The organism is Amycolatopsis solani, assembly GCF_033441515.1.
In the GTDB taxonomy this organism is placed as follows: Bacteria; Actinomycetota; Actinomycetes; order Mycobacteriales; family Pseudonocardiaceae; genus Amycolatopsis; species Amycolatopsis solani.
Window position 1 is genome coordinate 3,078,482 of sequence record NZ_JAWQJT010000001.1, and the last position, 16,851, is coordinate 3,095,332.

The 16,851-nt window shown below is 72.4% G+C and carries 14 protein-coding genes and 2 pseudogenes; 10 read left to right on the forward strand and 6 right to left on the reverse strand.

Annotated elements, in window-relative coordinates:
* Positions 1–122: 122 nt before the first annotated feature.
* The 3 genes from SD460_RS15190 to SD460_RS15200 all read left to right on the forward strand — a co-directional run bounded on the left by SD460_RS15190 (position 123) and on the right by SD460_RS15200 (position 1,876).
* Positions 123–422, forward strand: a complete 300-nt coding sequence (locus SD460_RS15190) for a YciI family protein (protein ID WP_290059086.1) — start codon at positions 123–125, stop codon at positions 420–422.
* A 117-nt stretch (positions 423–539) separates the two neighbouring features.
* Positions 540–1,154, forward strand: a complete 615-nt coding sequence (locus tag SD460_RS15195; RefSeq protein ID WP_290059085.1) for a dihydropteroate synthase — start codon at positions 540–542, stop codon at positions 1,152–1,154.
* Complete coding sequence (locus SD460_RS15200; RefSeq protein ID WP_318306564.1) at positions 1,151–1,876, forward strand: dihydrofolate reductase family protein; 726 nt, start codon at positions 1,151–1,153, stop codon at positions 1,874–1,876. Before SD460_RS15195 ends, SD460_RS15200 begins: the two co-directional genes overlap by 4 nt.
* On the opposite strand, the pseudogene SD460_RS15205 reads toward SD460_RS15200, so the two are convergent.
* A pseudogene (locus SD460_RS15205) lies at positions 1,873–2,835 on the reverse strand (RNA polymerase subunit sigma-70); the annotation flags it as partial. The gene SD460_RS15200 and the pseudogene SD460_RS15205 sit on opposite strands and share 4 nt — an antisense overlap.
* A 185-nt stretch (positions 2,836–3,020) precedes the next feature.
* Between SD460_RS15205 and SD460_RS15210 the strand changes: the two are divergent.
* Both SD460_RS15210 and SD460_RS15215 read left to right on the forward strand, forming a co-directional pair.
* Entirely contained in the window at positions 3,021–3,146 is a 126-nt protein-coding gene (locus tag SD460_RS15210) for a hypothetical protein (RefSeq protein ID WP_318306269.1), read from the forward strand.
* 33 nt (positions 3,147–3,179) lie between these two features.
* Positions 3,180–4,124 (forward strand): annotated as a pseudogene (locus SD460_RS15215) (serine hydrolase domain-containing protein); the annotation flags it as partial.
* Positions 4,125–4,132: 8 nt separating this feature from the next.
* Here the strand turns inward: SD460_RS15215 and SD460_RS15220 are convergent.
* Positions 4,133–5,212: a DUF5937 family protein gene (locus SD460_RS15220; protein ID WP_290059083.1), complete on the reverse strand. Its 1,080-nt coding sequence runs from the start codon at positions 5,210–5,212 to the stop codon at positions 4,133–4,135.
* A 99-nt stretch (positions 5,213–5,311) separates the two neighbouring features.
* Here SD460_RS15220 and SD460_RS15225 point away from each other — a divergent pair, with 99 nt between their 5' ends.
* The 3 genes from SD460_RS15225 (at position 5,312) to SD460_RS15235 (ending at position 10,161) form a co-directional block, all read left to right on the forward strand.
* Positions 5,312–6,511 (forward strand): MFS transporter, encoded by a 1,200-nt coding sequence (locus tag SD460_RS15225; RefSeq protein WP_318306271.1) that lies wholly within the window; start codon positions 5,312–5,314, stop codon positions 6,509–6,511.
* 81 nt (positions 6,512–6,592) lie between these two features.
* Positions 6,593–9,634, forward strand: coding sequence for a hypothetical protein (locus tag SD460_RS15230; protein ID WP_318306272.1), 3,042 nt, complete (start codon positions 6,593–6,595; stop codon positions 9,632–9,634).
* Complete coding sequence (locus SD460_RS15235) at positions 9,631–10,161, forward strand: hypothetical protein (protein WP_290061301.1); 531 nt, start codon at positions 9,631–9,633, stop codon at positions 10,159–10,161. Before SD460_RS15230 ends, SD460_RS15235 begins: the two co-directional genes overlap by 4 nt.
* 23 nt (positions 10,162–10,184) lie before the next feature.
* Here SD460_RS15235 and SD460_RS15240 read toward each other — a convergent pair whose 3' ends face one another.
* The 4 genes from SD460_RS15240 to SD460_RS15255 all read right to left on the reverse strand — a co-directional run bounded on the left by SD460_RS15240 (position 10,185) and on the right by SD460_RS15255 (position 13,594).
* The gene (locus SD460_RS15240) at positions 10,185–11,036 is read right to left on the reverse strand and encodes a DUF72 domain-containing protein (protein WP_498371782.1); all 852 of its coding nucleotides are present in this window, start codon (positions 11,034–11,036) and stop codon (positions 10,185–10,187) included.
* A gap of 46 nt (positions 11,037–11,082) precedes the next feature.
* The gene (locus SD460_RS15245) at positions 11,083–11,475 is read right to left on the reverse strand and encodes an NUDIX hydrolase (protein WP_290061297.1); all 393 of its coding nucleotides are present in this window, start codon (positions 11,473–11,475) and stop codon (positions 11,083–11,085) included.
* A 15-nt stretch (positions 11,476–11,490) separates the two neighbouring features.
* Positions 11,491–13,158, reverse strand: a complete 1,668-nt coding sequence (locus SD460_RS15250) for a GAS domain-containing protein (protein WP_290061296.1) — start codon at positions 13,156–13,158, stop codon at positions 11,491–11,493.
* Positions 13,159–13,234: 76 nt separating this feature from the next.
* The gene (locus SD460_RS15255) at positions 13,235–13,594 is read right to left on the reverse strand and encodes a VOC family protein (protein WP_290061294.1); all 360 of its coding nucleotides are present in this window, start codon (positions 13,592–13,594) and stop codon (positions 13,235–13,237) included.
* Between the two features lie 347 nt (positions 13,595–13,941).
* Here SD460_RS15255 and SD460_RS15260 point away from each other — a divergent pair, with 347 nt between their 5' ends.
* On the forward strand, positions 13,942–14,136 hold the full coding sequence (locus SD460_RS15260; RefSeq protein WP_290061293.1) for a hypothetical protein: 195 nt from the start codon (positions 13,942–13,944) through the stop codon (positions 14,134–14,136).
* Between the two features lie 91 nt (positions 14,137–14,227).
* Entirely contained in the window at positions 14,228–16,837 is a 2,610-nt protein-coding gene (locus tag SD460_RS15265; RefSeq protein ID WP_290061292.1) for a CHAT domain-containing protein, read from the forward strand.
* The last annotated feature ends 14 nt before the right edge of the window (positions 16,838–16,851 follow it).

Genomic DNA, 16,851 nt, shown 5'->3' on the forward strand with positions numbered 1-16,851 from the left:
TCGTACGACAACGGGCGTACGGCAATCGGCGGGAATGTCGAAAAAGTGTTGGTAAAGGAATTTCCGTTTCCTTGACCGGAACTTCGGGTGCGCGGTGACCGGAAGAGTTCTACCATCGAATCATGTACATCGCACTGTTGACCTACACGGCGCCCGAAACAGAAGTCGACTACGCGCTCCCGGACCATTCGGACTGGGTGCGCAAACAATTCACGAAAGGACTCTTCCTGGTTTGCGGAAAGGGTAACGGCGCGGCCGACCACGTGATACTGACCCGCCCGATGCTGCGGGGCAAGCTCGACGCCGTGCTCGCCAGCGACCCGTTCGTGGTCCAGCGCCTCGCCCGGTACGACGTCATCGAGTTCACCGCCACGCGGACGGCGCAGGAACTGAGGGCGATCAACGAGGCGCTCGCCTCCTGAGGAATCCGCCGCGAGTCGGGTGGCCCGGCGACGATGCCCCGCCACCTGACGGCGAAAGTGCTCCCCGCCGTGCTCGCTTATGATCGCGAAGCACGGATGTCCAGCAGGGAGAGCGCGATGAAAACCCCCGACCTCGTTTTCCGGGGCCGCCGGTTGAGCAGTGACCACGCGCTGGTGCTGGCCGTGGTGCAGGTGCTCCCGGAGCCCGACGCGGCGAGGGCGGCGGTGTCGAGTGCCGTCGCGGACGGTGCCGACCTGGTGGGTTTCGCCGGAACCGGCGTCGAACCCCTGCTCGCGTGGGCCCGCGAGACTTTTCCCGGCCTGGTCCTGGCGGTCGACACCGCGGACGTTTCCGTCGCTTCGGCGTGTTGCGAAGCGGGCGCGGACCTGATCCTCGCGCGCGCCGACCTCGTCGACGTCGCAGCCCGCTTCGGCGCCGGATACGCCGGGCCGTCGGTGTCCGGCGCGGTGGCGCGCGGAGTGCCCGCCGAGGGAGCCGTCCTGGACGTGGGGGTGGTGCGGGCGGCGCCTTCGCTGCCCTCGGAGGTGCCCGTGCTCGCCGAGGTGGCCGGCGACGGGACCCCCGCGGGCCTGGCGCTGGCGGCGCTGACGGCGTCGGCCGGCGCGGCGATCATCCGCACGGCGCACCCGCGTTCGACGCGGTACGTGGCCGAGATGGCGGCGAGCATCGCGGGCACCCGCCCGCCGGCGAAGGCGGTCCGGTGGGAGTGATCCGGCAGGTCTGGCCGGCCGAACGCGACTTGGCCGACGAGGACCTCGAGCAGCTGTACCGCTACCCGGCCGACCCCCGCTGGCTGGCGGTGAACTTCGTGTCCAGCGCGGACGGCGCGATCACCGTCGACGGCGTGTCGGGCGGCCTGTCGACCCCGGCCGACCGGATCGTCTACCGCCTCGGCAACGACCTCGCGGACGTCGTCCTGGTCGGCGCGGGAACGGCGATGGCGGAGGGCTTCGAGGGCCTGCGCCCGGACGCGCGCACGGCGGAGCGACGGCGTCGCTTCGGGCTGGCCCCGATCGCGCCGGTCGCGGTGGTGACTTCGGGCCGTTCGCTGCCGCCCGACGCCCCGGTGATCACCCGGGCCCTGGTCCCGACACTGGTGTTCACCTCCGCGGCGGCTCCCGATTCGTTGCGCGCCGCTTGGGCGTCGAACGGCGCGCGGGTGTTCGTGGTGGACTCGGCCGCCGGCGCGGTTTCGACGTTGGTCGCGGAGGGCCTGGGCCGCATCGACTGCGAGGGCGGCCCGCGGCTGTTCGGTTCGCTGATCGAGGCGGGCGTGGTCGACGAGTTCCGGTTGACGGTGGCGCCGTTCCTGGTGGCGGGCACGTCGAGCCGGGCCGCCCTCGGTGGCGTGGTCGACCCGGCCGCACTCGAGCTGGCCTCGGTGCTGACCGACGGCGCGAGCGTGCTGCTGCGGTACCTGACGGCTCGTTAGGCCGCCGGGAGGCGGTCCGGCAGGCCGAGCCGGGGGAACCGGTCGGCGTGGAACGTCGTGATCTCGGCGATCGCCCCGCCCGCGACGCGCAGGACGTCGATCGTCAGCGGCAGGTAGGCATCCTCTTGCTCCTGCCACAGGTAGAAGGCGACGGCGGGCTGCCAGTTCACCGACGTGGGGACCGCACGCAGGCCCGTCATGCTTTCGAAGCCGCTCTCGCGCCAGTCGTTCACGACCGCGTCGCGGCCGATGTGCAGGCCTGGCGTGGGTGGCATCGAGCACCGGACGTCGTCCCGCAGCAGGGTGGCGAGCCCGTCGATGTCGGTGGCGACGCTGGCGTCGGTGTAGCGGCGCACCAGTTCGCGCGTGCCGGCGTCCTCGCCGCCGCCGGTCCAGTCCTGGCGCTCGGCGGGAAGGTGCGCCCGCAGGCCGGCGCGGGCCCGCTGCAGCGCGCTGTTCACGGAGTTGACCGAGTCCCCGAGCAGCTCCCCGACGTCCTTCGCGGGCCAGCCGAGCACGTCCCGCAGGATCAGCACGGCCCGCGGCCGCGGCGCGAGGTGCTGCACGGCGACCAGGTAGGCCAGCTCGACGGTCTCCCGCGCGACGGCGACCCGCTCCGGCTCGTCGGCGTCCCCCGCGGGCAGCTCGTCGAGCAGCCGGTCCGGGTAGGGCTGCAACCACGGCACCTCACCCCCGGCCGCGGGCTCCGGGCGGCACTTGGCCAGCAGGTCCAGGCAGGCGTTGGTGGCGATCCGGTAGAGCCAGGCCCGGAAGGTCGACCGCCCCTCGAAGGTCTCACGCCGCCGCCAGGCCCGGAGGAAGGTTTCCTGCACGGTGTCCTCGGCGTCCTCGAAGGACCCGAGCATCCGGTAGCAGTGCACGTGCAGCTCCCGCCGGTGCCGCTGGGCGAGCCCGGTGAACGCGGGCTCGTCGACCTCGGCCAGTTCCTTCAGCATCGTGTCATCCTCCCGGTTGTGGTGTGCCGTCGAAAGTGAGACGGCGGCGGGCGGGACAACTCATCACCGGTGTCAGGGGCCGTGTCAGCGCAGTGGCCGTCCGGTGTCAGGGCGGGCGGCGATCTTGGATCCAGCAGCCACAAGATGCGTCACCACCAGCGGGGACGCCTGACTCTCCGGAGAGCACGATGCAGAAGTTCGACACCCTCGCCCCCATCGCCACCGCCGGGCCGGACCGGCCCGAGCTGCAGGCGGCCGTCCAGGCCTTCGTCGAAGCCGGGTTCGCCGGCGCGGAGGTTCGGGTGCACGACTAGCACGGCGACTGGGCCGGCCGCGCCGGCGTCAGCGAGCTGGGCGGGACCGCCGAGCCGCCGGCCGACGGGCAGGCCTGGGTGGGCAGCGTCACCAAGGCCTTCACCGCGACCCTGGTGCTGCAGCTGGTGGCCGACGGCCGGATCGGGCTGGACGAGCCGGTGGCCGGGCACCTGCCCGAGCTCGGGCTGGACGAGCGGATCACGGTGCGGATGCTGCTCCAGCACACCAGCGGGCTCTACAACTACACCGGCGAACTCGGCACCGACGGGACGTTCGAGATGGGGCTCCCGTCGCACGGCAAAGCGTGGGTGGACAACCGGTTCCGCACCTACCGCCCCGAGGAGCTCGTGCGGTACGCGCTGTCCCAGCCGGCGCGTTTCGAACCGGGGACCGACCAGAGCTACGCCAACACCAACTACACGGTGGCCATGCTGCTGATCGAGAAGGTCACCGGCCTTTCCTACGCCGAGCAGGCGCAGCGGCGGATCCTGGGGCCGCTGGGCCTGGCGGACACCGTCGCGTCGGCCACCTCGGCGGAGCTGCCCGGGCCGCACGCCCACGGCTACTACCGCTACGAGGACGACGGCGAGTGGAAGGTCGTCGACGTCAGCCGCCAGAACCCTTCGCTGCTGGCCGGGGCCGGCCACCTCGTCTCGACGGCCAAGGACCTCGGCACGTTCATCTCCGCACTGCTGGGCGGCCGGCTCCTGCCCGCCGAGCTGCTGGCCGAAATGCGCACGCCGCACGGCAAGTTCGGGCTCGGACTGGGACTCTGGGTGCAGGACCTCGGCGCCGGCACGATCGTCCACCACAACGGCAGTGCCCCGGGCGGCTACGGCGCGCTGATGATCAGCACGCCCGACGGTAGCAAGACCTTGACCGCGACGCTGACCACCGGGGACAGCGACCCGGCCGGGGTGTTCCCCACGGCGTTGGGCGCGCTCATCACCGCGGTGTTCGGCGACGGGCAGGCCTGAACCCCGCCTCACCGCAGGACGGCCGCCAGCACGTCGGTCCCCAGCGCCGTCAGCTCGGGCAGGTTCACGGAGTAGCTGACGTAACGCCCTTGCCGCCGGGTCGTGAGCAGGCCCGCGCGGCGCAGGACGGCGAGGTGGCGGGACACCTCCGGGGGTGAAAGTTCCCACGCCAGCGCCAATTCGCCGGTGGTGTGCGGACCGCGGGCCAGTGTGCGCAGCAGGCGCAGCCGGACCGGGTGGGCGAGGGCCTCCAGGCGGCGCGTGATCGTCTCCAGGGACACCGGTTCCGGCGGCCCCGGCTCCGCGACGGGGTACTGCAGCACCGGCTGCCACCCCGGCGCGTGGACCGCCACCAGGTGCGGGCGGCCGAACACACTGGGGATCAGGACGACACCGGCACCGGCGGTCGCGTTGTCTTGCAGCTTGTCCACGACGATGCCGTCGCCGTCCGGCGCCAGCGTGACGGCGCTGGAGACGGACGCGAGTGCCGCCGCGATGCCTTGGCGTGTCAGCAGTTCGTGCTTCAGGCGGACGTCGGTGGCGAGCTGGCCGGCGACGTTCGTCCAGGCGGCGTCGAAGAAAGCTTCCGCGCACTGTTCGAGGGTGTGCCGGACCCGGGCCCGCACGGCGCCGGGGTCCGCGAGCAGCCGTTCCGCGAAGGCCTCCTGGAGCGCGCCGCGGGCCTGGGCGAGGTCCAGGGCCCGCTCGCGCGCCGTCGCGTCGGCGAGCGGTGACGGCGCGCCGAAGTGCACCCGGTTGTTGCCGCACGTCGTGACGAGCGCGGCGCTCACGTAGGTTTCGTCGTCGATCCGGTCGACGTCGTCGAGCTCCTCGGCGAGGGCCGGCCGGGGCCGGGCGGGGACGAGGAAGTCGGCGCGGGAGGACCGCCAGAGGAACTCCGCCTCCCGGAGCCGTTCGGCCAGTTCCGGCCGCAGCCCGCCCCAGACGTCCGTGGCCCAGCCGGCGAGCCGCGGGTGGTGCCCGGGTTCGGCCAGCACGTGCAGCATCGCGGTCAGCTCGGCCAGCGGCGAGACGGCGAACCGCAGCCGCCCGGCCGGCGGGCCACCGAGGTCGATCCGCACCGTCATCCCCGCATTCTCGCCGGACGGACGGCCGATGACCGCACCGGTTGACGGTGTTCGTCAATCGGCGTGGCGGGACCGGCGAGCGGACGCACGGTGGGCGCCATGACGACCAAGATCCGGCCCCGCGCCCTCGTCCGGGCTTCCGGCGGCCCCCGGTACGCCGTCGCGCTGGCCGTGGACGCCCTCGGCACCGGCTTGCTGCGGCCGTTCCTGCTGCTCTACGGGGTGACGGTGCTGCGGCTGTCCGCGCCGGTCACCGGCATCGCCATGACGGCGGGCATCGTCGTGGGCCTGGTGTGCCTGCCCGCTGCCGGCCGGTGGCTGGACCGGGGCGCGCGCAGCACGGTCGTGGCGGCGTCGATGCTGGTGCGGGTGGTGGGCGTGGGCGTGCTGCTCGCTGCGCCGGCCGGGCACGCCGGGCTGTTCGCGGTGGCGGCGCTCTTCCTCGGCATCGGCAACCAGGCCTGGCCGGCCGCCCACGCGGCCGTGGTGGCGACGGTCGCCCGCGGCCGGGACCGCGACGCCGCGCTCGCGGGCGGCCGCGCACTGCGCAACGCCGCACTGGGTGTCGGCGGGCTGCTCGCCACCGCGTGCCTGGCGGGCGGCACCACCGCGTTGCGGGCGATGGCGGCCGGCACCGGGCTCGCCTACCTCCTCGCGGCGGCGTTGGCGTGGTCGGTGCGGCTCCGCGCGGCTCCCGCCATCCCCACCGGGGACGGCGACCGCGGGCCCGCACCCCGGCTGCGCAAGCTCCTGGCCGCCAACGTGGTCTACGTCTTCTGCCTCAACGTCCCCGAGATCGCGGTCCCGCTGGTGCTGGTGACGCAGCTGCACGCGTCCCCGGTCTGGCCGGCGGCCGTGTTCGTGGCCAACACGGTGCTGGTGGTCACGCTGCAGGTGCCGGTCACTGTGCTGCTGTCCCGCTTCCCCCGGCGGACCGCGCTGGCACTCGGCGGGGTGGTGCTGACCGCGTCCTACCTCGGCTTCCTCGCGGCCACCTCGCTCGGCGACGGCTGGGGCGCCCCGGCCGTCGCCGCGGTCTCCGTGGTCTGCACGCTCGGCGAAGTCGTCTACGCGGGCAGCGCCACGGCGCTCGTCACCGCCCTCGCGCCGCCCCACGTCCTGGGCCGCGCGCTCGCCCGCTTCCAGCTCTCGACGGGCTTCGGCCTCGCCGTCTCCCCGGCGGTCCTCACCGCGCTCGCCGCCCGCGGCCCGGCCGTCCTGTGGGGCGGCCTCGCCGCCGCGACACTCCTGTCCGCCTCCGCCGTGGCCACCGAGCAGGACCCGGTGACGCTTCGGTGACGGCTCGACCACGCGCCGGGTGCCAGTCTGGGCCGGCACGGTCCCTTTGACAGGAGGGATGTCGCTCATGGGCTGCCGGCGATGGCCGCGACCGCGAAGCTGACGGCGCCCGCCCGGCCCGCCCCGGCCCGGCGGCCCGCGCCCACCGTCGCGCGGGCCGCTCCGGCGCCCGCGCGCACCGGGATGCAGAGCGGCGTCGGCAACGCGGCCACCAGCCGGATCCTGGGCACCACCGGCACTTCCGCCGCGGCCCTGCTCGGCGAAGCCCCCGAGACCGCCGGGAACTCCGCGGTCGCCACCTCGCTCACCGGGTCCCCGCCCGCGGCGGCGAACGCCGGCGGAGGATCCGGCGTCGGCGCGTGGTTCGGGCGCAAGTTCCGGGCGGCCGGCCGGTTCCTCACCGACCAGGGGTGGTCGTTGCTGGAACGGGTCGCCCCCGAGCTGGTCCCGATCCTGCGCCAGGGCGTCGGGAACTGGCTGCGGGACCAGCTCGCCGGCGCCATGCAGTCGCTCTTCGCCGTGCTGACCGCGCCGGTCCGGGCCCTCGACAGCGCCGTCGGCGCGCTGAAGCTCTTCTTCGCCGGGCTGGTCGGCTGGATGCGGACCGGCGTGGCGAAGATCGTCAGCACCAGCTGCGTGGTGCTGTCCGGCGCGGCCGACCGCGTCACCCACGTCGTCGACGGGATCGACACGGCCGAGACCGGGGTGCTGGGGAAGCTCAAGGACCTGGCGAGCGGCGCGGGGAAGTTCCTCGGCGGGCTGTGGGACCGGCTCGGCGCGCCGGTGGCCGACCTGCTCGGCCGGGCGGGCTCGGCGGCTTGGGCGCGGATCCAGCAGGTCGCGCAGTGGCTGTGGGACAAGACCCAGCCCATCCGCGACACCGCCGCGGCCGCGTGGGGCTGGCTCAAGGACGTCATCGGCATCGGCGACGGGCCCGACGGCCGCAACGGGATCATCCAGTGGGTCCAGGCCCGCGCGCAGGACGCGTGGAACTGGCTCAAGGCCAAGCTGGGCCCGATCGCCACGCCGTTGAAGATCGCCGGTGGCGTGCTCCTGCTGCTCTCGCCCGCCGGACCGTTCCTCGCGGCGGGCGCGGCGGCCTACGGCGTGCTCAAGGGCGCGCGGTGGCTGTGGGAGAACCTGAGCGAACCCGAGTCTCTGGTCCGGATGCGCAAGGCGCTGGTCAACGACATCCTGCCGCCGCTGATCGAGGGCGTCGGCACCGTCGCCGGGAAGCTCAAGGACGGGGCGAACTGGCTGGGTGGCGTGCTCACCACGGCGTGGCAGGACCTCCGCAAGCTGGCCGGCGCCCTCTCCGCGCCGATCCTCGGGCCGCTGCGGGAACTCGTGGACTGGCTGGGGCAGCAAGCCGCCGGGCTGCTCGACTGGGTCAACCGGAACGTGCTCCCGCTGAGCGACCTCGTCGCCACCGGCCTCACCCACCTGCGCCGGCTCGGCACCTTGCTGCTGACCGTGCTGAAGAAGGTCATTTCCGTCGTGGCCAACCCCTTCGGCATCGTCGGGCTCATCGAGGGCGCGGCGTGGCGCGCCCTGCCGTCGTGCATGCGGCGGCCGATCCTGCGGTTCCTGCTCACCATCGTCAAGGGCGCGCTCAGGCTGATGCCCGTCACCCTGCTCGGGCCGCTCGGCGCGGTCATCAGGGAAGCGCTGATCGGGTTCGTCGACCGGGCCCTGGAGAACGAAAGCCTGGCCAACCTGGAGCAGCTGGCGAACCGCTTCGCCAAGATCGCCACCGAAGGCAGCTGGGACTTCACGGTCGGCTACGGGCTGGGGATCCTGAAGGGCGTCTGGGACGGCATCAGCGGCCCGTTCATCCTGCTGTGGGACATCGCGAAGCTCATCGGCAACGCGATCGCGTGGCTGGCGAAGACCGTCGTCCACGGCCTGCCGCCGGCACTGCGGGAACTCGTCGTCGCCATCCGGGCGACCTGGGAAACGATCGCGAAGGACATCTGGCCGGCCGTCCGGACGTTCTTCGCGGGCCCGATCGACGTGCGGCGCATCATCCAGCTGGTCCGCGGCGTCATGGACCAGGTCGCCCGCGCCGCCCGCGCGGCCGGAGCCCAGGTTTTCGACAGCGTCGTCAAGTTCCTGCGCCAGCCCGACCGCAAACTCGGCGAGTCCATCGGCTACGTCACCGGTGTCGTCGTCTTCGAAGTCACGTTGATCGTGCTCACCGCCGGCGGCTACGCGGCCAAACCGATCATCCAGCGCGTCGCGGCGTTGTTCACGAAGGCCGCTACGCGGATCACTGAGCTGCTGTCGGCGTTGGGGTCGTTGCTGCCGCGGATCAGCCGGATCCTGCGGACGGTGCGGGAATTCGCCGCCGACAACGCGGCGCTGAAACGCATCGTCGCGGGTGTCGAGTGGATCTTCCAGAAGTTCCTGGCCTACCTGCGGATGTCCTACGGCGTCGGCCGCGGGGGCCAGGGCACCGCCGAGGCGGCCGCGGCACGCGGCGGCCAGGAGGTCGTCCGGAACGTCGCGACCAGTCTCGAAGAGGTCCGGCGGGTGTTCCTCCGGGGCACGAGGGTCAACATCGACGCCGACCTGGCCAATTCCTTCCTCCGGGCCGCGGACCGGGCCATGGCCGAGGAGAGGATCGCGTTGTACGCGGGGACGCTGGAACAGAAGAAGGCGGCGCTGACCGCCCTCCTGCGGCGTCACGCACCGGCCGGCTACGACGTCGAGGCGCGTGTCACGGCTCTGCTCGAACGGCTGGAGCGTGAAGGCATCGCCGGCCTGTACGACCCGGTGACCAACACGATCATCGTGCGCGGCAACCGGACGGCCGCCTCGATCGCGGCGACGCTCGCCCACGAACTCACCCACCAGCTGCAGCACGCCCGCGTCGGCCTGGGCACCATGCGGAAGATCGACATCGAGTTCCAGGCCTTCTACCTGCAGAAGCTGTTCCTGCAAAGCCTGGACCTGCCCCTGCACCGCATCCCCGAGAACTACCGCTGGCTGGTCAACGCCGACTTCGCGGCGATCAGGAAGTACGTGGAGGATGCGTACAAGCCCCGCGCCGGCGGGAGCCCCTACTTCAAGAACCTCGAGGAGTCGGCCGCGTGGATTCTCAAGAAGCTGAAGGAACTGTGAACGCCACGATCGCCCGGCGTCTCGTCACCGACTTCTTGCTGCCCGACGGTGACGAGGTCATCGAGGTCATGCCCGGCGAGGTGGCCTCGATCGTGGTCACCGGCCGGGCCGACTGGCGGGTGGAGCCCCTCCGGGAGATCGGCACGACGGAGACCAGCCCCGGCTACCGGTTGTTCGTCGCGGAGTCGGCGATGACCGACGTCGGCGATCCGGAGGACGGGTTCGCGGTCCTGCCCGACGGCCGGGCCTTCCACCTCAACGATCCGGCACAGCTGAAAGCTTTCCACCGGCGGGTCGGAACCGGCCCGCTGGAGACGGCGTTCCTGGTCGCGTCGTACGTGGAACCGCAACCCGCGCCGCGTTTCCTCGTCACCGGTCCCGACCCCGAGCCACCCGTTCTCACCGGGGACGGACCCACCCGGGTCACCTTGTGCACCTACACCCGGCGGGGCGAAGGGGAACGGGCTTACGAGCGCTGGGAAGTAGCCGTGGGCGAGGACGTCGAGTGGACCCGCGCGAACCTCTGACCCCGGCCACATCGGACACCGTTTCAGAACAACGTGGCGGGCTCGATCGGCTCCGGCTCCGGCAGGGCCTCCAATTCCGGCACCAGCGCGCGCACCTCGTCGTGGAAGCGGCGGGCGAGGGCCGGGGCGTCGTGGTTGTCGGGGGTGTGGACGAACACCGTCGGGGTGCGGCCCTCGCGCAGCCAGCCGGCCACCGTCGTGAGCCAGGGTTGCCAGCCCTCGACCGTTTCCGCTTCCGCGTCGCGGCCCAGGTAGCGGACGACGGGGTGGCCGGTCAGTGCCTTCGTCCGGCGGGGGAGGCGGGGTTTCTTGGCCCAGGCCTCCTGTTCGCCCTCGCTGGTCGGCGGGCTGCGGAAGAAAACCGTGGTGTCGAAGGGCACCCACTCGGCGTCCGCGGCGGCCAGTGCTCCCTCCAGCAGGGACGTCGAGCGTTCGTCGGTGAAGAAGTCGGGGTGGCGCACCTCCACCGCGCGGCGGCGGCCGGCGGGGAGGCGGCGCAGGAAGCGGGTGAGGGCGTCGACGTCCGCCGGGCCGAACGAGCCGGGGAGCTGGGTCCACAGGACCGCTCGGTCGCCCAGGGGTTCCATCGCGTTCAGGAACGCGCGCATTTCGGTCTCGACGCCGGCGAACCGGCGCTCGTGCGTGACGACCTTGGGCAGCTTGACGACGAACCGGAAGGCCGGATCGGTTTGCCGGGCCCAGGTTTCGACAGTGTCGCGGGCGGGAGTCGCGTAGAAGGTCGTGTTGCCTTCGACCGCGTTGCACCAGCCGGCGTAGGCGCGCAGGCGCTCCTTGGCCGGCAGCGACGGCGGCAGGAACCGGCCGGGCCAGGCCTTGTGGGTCCACATCGCACAGCCGACGTGTAGACGTGCCACTGACTTCAGTTCCTCTCGATGACTTCTTCGCCCCGGCCGGCCGAGTCTAGCGGTCCAGCAGCCGCCGGAAGTGGTCCGGCAGCGGCAGCTCCCGGGCCTGCGCCCGGGTCAGCCAGGCGAAATCGTCGTGCTCCGCCGGGTTGAGCACGACCTCGCGCGTCCCGATCTCCTCGACCCCGTGGACCACGGCGTGGATCCGGAGGTCCCGCCCCGCGATGTCCGGCCACTCGTCGCGCGCCAGTTCGGCCGTGACGCGAACCGCCAGCCCGGTTTCCTCGGCCGCCTCCCGGACCGCCGTCGTCTCGTCGGGTTCGCCCGGCTCGACCGTGCCGCCCGGCAGTTCCCACTGGCCCGCGCGGAACACGCCGGCGGCGCGGCGGAGGAACAGCACCCGCTCGCCGCGGGCGATCCAGCAGTAGGCCAGGTGCTTTTCTTCCATGCCCGGCATTCTCGCTCAGTTGGTCTTGGACGTCGGCAGGTGGGCGCCCAGGTAGCCGACGTACACCGTGCCCGTCCGGTCGGTGTCGTCGAGGAAGTGCAGCCGCGGGGCCGGCGCTTTGAAGCGCTCCAAGGCGATGTGGGCGCCGAAGTAGTCGCGGCCGCAGGGACTGGTGCGGGGGTCGACGCGGAACGTCCTGGCCTGGCGCAGCCGCTCGTTCGTGGTCACCGTGTCCGACTCGGCCAGCGCGATGATGTTGGCGCTGATCAGCGAACCCGGCTGGCCGGTGCGGGCGAACGCGAGCACGTCCGACAGCCCGGGGCCCGGGTCCTGGCCCGCGTGGAGCAACGAGGTCCGCGCGCTCGCGTACGCGTCCAACGTCCGAAGCGCGTCCCACGCCTTGCGGCGCCAGGCGGCGGCTTTCGGGTGGTGGTCGAGGATCGCGGCCGGTGCCGGGTCGGCGGTGAGCGCGAGGTGCTTCAGCGACGCCGTCGCGGCCGCGATCAGTTCGGCGAAGCTGGGGAACTCCTCCGGCGGCCGTCCGGCGGCGGCCACTTCGTCGTCCGCGTCGTGGTGGCGGGCGAGGCGGCCCGCCAGCAACCCGTTGACACGCCGGAGTTCGTCGCGCTCGGCCTCGGTCTCCTCGAACGCGCGCGCGTAGTCGTCGACCTCCTCCTGCAACTGCGCGAGCTGCTTCCGCAGGCACACGACGTCGGTCGCGGAGACGTCCTCGAGCCGGCCGCGCAACGCCTTCACCTCGCAGGCGTGGCGATCGCGCTCTTCGGCGTGCGCCTTGGCTTTCTTGCGCAGGATCGTGATGACCCGGCGGGCCTCGGCCAGCTCGCGCGCGGCGTGGCCGAGCTTTTCGGTCAGTCCGGCGTCCGGCCGGGCGGGCGAAACGAACGGATCGGCCGCGTACCAGGCGCGAACGCTCGCCACCTCGGCCCATTCGTCGGGCAGTGGCGTCCGGCCGCGTGCCTGGATGAGCTGCGTGATCGCGCCTTCCAGCGCTTCGCCGGACACGGGGCTGGCGGTCTCGACGAAGTCCGGGAGCTGGTCGCACGGCGGCGCGTAGAGCCGCGCGCCCGCCGGTACCGCGCAGCCGAGCGGGAGGTTCCGGTTGAGCGTGCGGCGGAAGCGGTCGTCGACGTCGAAGACGTTGACCAGCCCCGGCCAGCCCGAGACGGGCACCGTCGGCGGCTCGGCCAGCACCAGCACCGCCGACGTCCGCCACGGGGCCACCAGCGCCTCGCCCAGCAGATCGGCGAGGTGGTCGCACTCCTCGCGGGACCAGCCGCGCATGGCCAGCACGGGAGTTTCGATGGGGATTTCGTCGTGGCCGCTGGCGCCCAGCTCCTCCAGCCCGATCCGGTGCGCCGGCGCGGGGTGGCAGCTGCGCCACGGCCGCGTGCACGCCGCGGCCAGCAACCACGTCACCCGGTCCTCGCCGGCGTGGTAGCAAAGGGAAAGGAACACCTGAACGGAGTAGCGGCCTTCGCCGTCGCCGTAAGCGAATTCGAGATCGCACCGGCGCGATCCGCCGTCGTCGGACGAGCCGAGATCGGTGACGGTGTAGTCGTCGTGCTGCCGCTGGCGGCTGATCAGCCTGCTGCGCAAGGCGTCGAGGGGGCGTTTTCCTTCGGTGGGGACGAGGCCGTGGTGCCAGATCCGGTGCACCCCCACAGGACTCAACTCCGTTCGCCGCGACGCCGACCTCAGCCGAACATAGCGGATCCTGTGACCGCTCGAACGCGGGGCGTCACCTCGTCCAGAGGCAGAACGGGTGCCCGGCGGGGTCGAAGCAGACGCGCACGTCGTCCTGCGGCTGGAAGTCCGCGACGACGGCTCCGGCGGCGCGCGCGGCCGCGGTCGCTGCCTCGAGGTCGTCGACTTCGATGTCGAGGTGCAGCTGCATCTGCTGAGCGCCGTCGGCGGGCGGCCAGGTGGGCGGGACGTGCCCGGTTTCGAGCTGGAACGACAGCCCGGCACTCCCGTCGTCCGGGCGCAGGGTCACCCACTCCGGCTCATCGGTGCGGATCGGCCAGCCGAGCAGCTTCGAGTAGAACGCGGCGAGCGCGCGCGGCTCCGGCGCACCGAGCACGGTGGAGGTCAGCTTCATGATCGGCTGGTACCCGCCGGCGCCGTCCCGTACCCGCCCGGTCCGGAGTCGATCACCCGGCGTATCCGGAGGAACACGTGCCTCCGAAGGCCTCTGTGGCCGTTCCCCCAGCCGGTCGGATGCACGTCCTTCGTGGACGTCGTTACAGACTTCACTCTTTAGGACGTTCCCCTCCGAACATCTAGCCTGTTCACAGCGTTCGGTCTGACTTTCCGTAGCTAAAACCCTCCCGATCATTGCTCCGTTGTGGAACTATTGGGCCGTTCGCGGGGAGAGGGCCCCGCGAGGGGGACTCACCGTTACGGCCAGCGTCCCCATGCAGATCCCCAGGGGAGAGGAGATCGACCATGTCGACGCCCACGGACACGAAGCCGGAAGAGACGCCGGACCCGATCGAGAAGGCCGGGCCGGTGGTCCCGCACCCGGAGCCCGACGAGCACGGCTGGGTGCACATCGACCACGGCCCGGTGGTGGCGGACAAGAAGGACGGTCCGGTCGTGACGCCGAACTGCGCGCCGCCGTGCTACCAGGTGGCTCGCTGAGCTTCACCCGGTTGTAACCGCCCGCCTGCCGATCTTCGACCGGTAGGCGGGCTCCTTTCGGCAACCTGTGTGCTGTCATAGGAGAGTGCCTGTGACAAAGCTGGATCCGTCCGAAGTCATCGACAGGGTCCGCAAACTCCAGCAGACCGCTTCGGACGTCTCCTGCCTCGGGCGTTTCCACGAAGGTGTCCGCCTGCTCCGCAAGGGGATGGGCCTGCTGGACGGGATGTATCCGGTCGCACCTGAGCACCGCATCGACTGGATGGTCACGCGGATCCGGCTTTCCAGCACACTGGTCGCGCTGACCTCGGAGATCACCGGTGATTTCAAGGCCGGGCTGGCCGGGCTCGACGACATCCGCCAGCTCATCGCCGGAGTCGAAGACCCGGTGGTGCGCGCCGAGCTGAGCGCCGCGCTGGAGCACAACTACGGCGCCCGGCTGATGAGCGTCGGCCGGAACGAAGACAGCCTCGGGTACTTCGGTACTTCGATGGAGCACCGGCGCTACTGGCTCGATCACACCCTGGAAGCCGAGCCCCGGATGGTCGGGCTGGTGCAGACCCTCGCCGCCCGGGGGTGGGTGCACACGAAGCTGGGCAACGTCAGCCAGGCGCGCGAAGATCTGAACCGCGCGATCGAACTCGCGGAGAAGTTCGAGCTGCGTGCCGACGCGGCCGACGGGCGCCGCTTCCTCGGGACGTTGGCGCTGCGCACCGGTGATGTCCCGGAGGCGCTTCGCCTGTACGAAGTCAGTGAGCGGTCGTACCGGGCCCTCGACCTCGACGTGCCGTCCCAGCTGAGGCTGGAGCAGGCGGAGGCGCTGCTGGCCGCCGGCCTGGCCGGCGAGGCGGGCGAGCACCTCGACGACCTGATGGCCTCGATGCGGTCGCAGCCGAGCGTCACCCGTGAGCTCGCCTACATCGAGCTGCACCGAGCGGAGGCGGCGCTGTTGGCCGACGACCTCGTGCTCGCCCGGCAGATGGCCGGGTCCGCCCGGCGCCGGATGCTCAAAGTGGGCTGCCAGACCTGCGTGGGCAACGCGAAGATCATCGGGTTGCACGCCGATGTCCGGGAGGCGCTGCGCTCCGGGGAGATCCCCGCCGCGTTGCCGTACCGGGCCATCCGGACCGCCGAAACACTGCCGGTTCCCCGGCTGGCCGAGCAGGCCGCCACCGCGCGGATGCTTGCCGTGCGGCTCGACATCCGGCGGGGCAACCTCAAACGGGCCGCCGAGACGCTCCGGATGGTGCCGCGGCCCGGGCAGCTCACCCCCATCGACTACCGGATGCTGCGGCGCCTCTGCCGGGCCGAGCTCGCCGTTGCGGAAGGGCGGCGGGGGAAGGCGCTCACCGAAATCCGGTCCGGGCTCACCGAGCTCGACGCCGTGCGGGATCGGATGGGTGGGCTCGATCTCGTCTCCGGGACCGCGCTGCACGGGCAGGAGCTCGCCGACCTCGCCGTGAAGCTCGTGCTCGAACGCAGTGACGCCCGGCGGCTCTTCGTGTGGCTCGAACGCACGCGGGCGCAGACCTACCGCTACGAACCGCTTTCCGCCGGTACCGATCCCGAGCTCGCCGCGAGCGTGGCCGAGGTGCGGGGGCTCGGCCAGGCCATCCAGGAGGCCCAGCACGACGGGCACCCGATCGCCGGGCTGCGGGCGAAGTACAACGAACGGCTTCGCGAAGCCCAGCGGCTCGGGTGGCACACCGGGCGGTGGGGGCGGCCGCGGCCGGTGGCCGGGCTCGGGGAAGTCGTCGCGCGGCTCGGGGAACGGGCCATGGTCAGCTTCGCCGCTTCGGGTGACGAGCTCGTCGCCGTCGTCGTGGCCGGTGGCGAGTGCCGGCTCGTGCGGCTCGGATCGGCGGAAGCCGCCGCGGAGTCCGCGCGGGTGCTCAACGTCGACCTCGACGCGCTCGCGCCGGACAACCTGCCCGAGCGGCTGGCCGAGGTCGTCATGGCGTCCGCGCGCAAGCAAGCCGACAAGCTCGACGCGCAGCTCATCCAGCCCCTCGCCGAGCTGTTCGGTGAGCGGGAACTGGTCATCGTCCCGACCGGGCCGCTCTACGCCGTGCCGTGGGGCGTGCTGCCGGGGTTGCGGGGGCGGCCGACCGTCGTCGCGCCGTCGGCGACCGCGTGGCTCGCCGCCGAGCTCACCAAGCTGACCCGGGCGCGGAAGATCGTGCTCGTGCGCGGGCCGGGGCTGGCCGGGGCGCGCGGTGAGCTGGAGAAGCTGACCACGCACTACCGCACCGCGACGACCATGACCGGCGCCAAGGCCACCGTGAAGTCCGTGCTGCGCGCGATGGACGGCGCGAAGCTCGCGCACTTCGCCGCGCACGGCGCGCACGAGCCGGAGAACGCGCTCTTCTCCCGCCTGGAACTCGCGGACGGCGCCCTCTTCGGGCACGAGATGGCCGGGCTGCGGCAGCCGCCGCGGCAGGTCGTGTTCGCCGCGTGCGAGCTCGCGCTGAACCGGATCCGGCCCGGCGACGAAGCTCTCGGCTTCGCCAGCGCGCTGCTGGCCAGCGGCTCGCGCACGGTGATCGCGCCGCTGTCCCGCGTCGGCGACCTGGCCTCGGCGGCCGCGATGGACGACTACTACCGGGCGCTGGCCGAGCGGGAAAGCCCGGCGCTGGCGCTGGCGGACGCGATCGCCGTGGACCCGTTCCGCCGCCCGTTCGTCTGCCTCGGCGCCGGATGACGTGAATGACTCAT

Coding starts and splice junctions, on each gene's coding strand:
- SD460_RS15190 (WP_290059086.1), top strand. CDS start 123: ATGTACATCGCACTGTTGACCTACACGGCGCCCGAAACAGAAGTCGAC.
- SD460_RS15195 (WP_290059085.1), top strand. CDS start 540: ATGAAAACCCCCGACCTCGTTTTCCGGGGCCGCCGGTTGAGCAGTGAC.
- SD460_RS15210 (WP_318306269.1), top strand. CDS start 3,021: ATGCAGAAGTTCGACACCCTCGCCCCCATCGCCACCGCCGGGCCGGAC.
- SD460_RS15220 (WP_290059083.1), bottom strand. CDS start 5,212: ATGACGGTGCGGATCGACCTCGGTGGCCCGCCGGCCGGGCGGCTGCGG.
- SD460_RS15225 (WP_318306271.1), top strand. CDS start 5,312: ATGACGACCAAGATCCGGCCCCGCGCCCTCGTCCGGGCTTCCGGCGGC.
- SD460_RS15230 (WP_318306272.1), top strand. CDS start 6,593: ATGGCCGCGACCGCGAAGCTGACGGCGCCCGCCCGGCCCGCCCCGGCC.
- SD460_RS15245 (WP_290061297.1), bottom strand. CDS start 11,475: ATGGAAGAAAAGCACCTGGCCTACTGCTGGATCGCCCGCGGCGAGCGG.
- SD460_RS15255 (WP_290061294.1), bottom strand. CDS start 13,594: ATGAAGCTGACCTCCACCGTGCTCGGTGCGCCGGAGCCGCGCGCGCTC.
- SD460_RS15260 (WP_290061293.1), top strand. CDS start 13,942: ATGTCGACGCCCACGGACACGAAGCCGGAAGAGACGCCGGACCCGATC.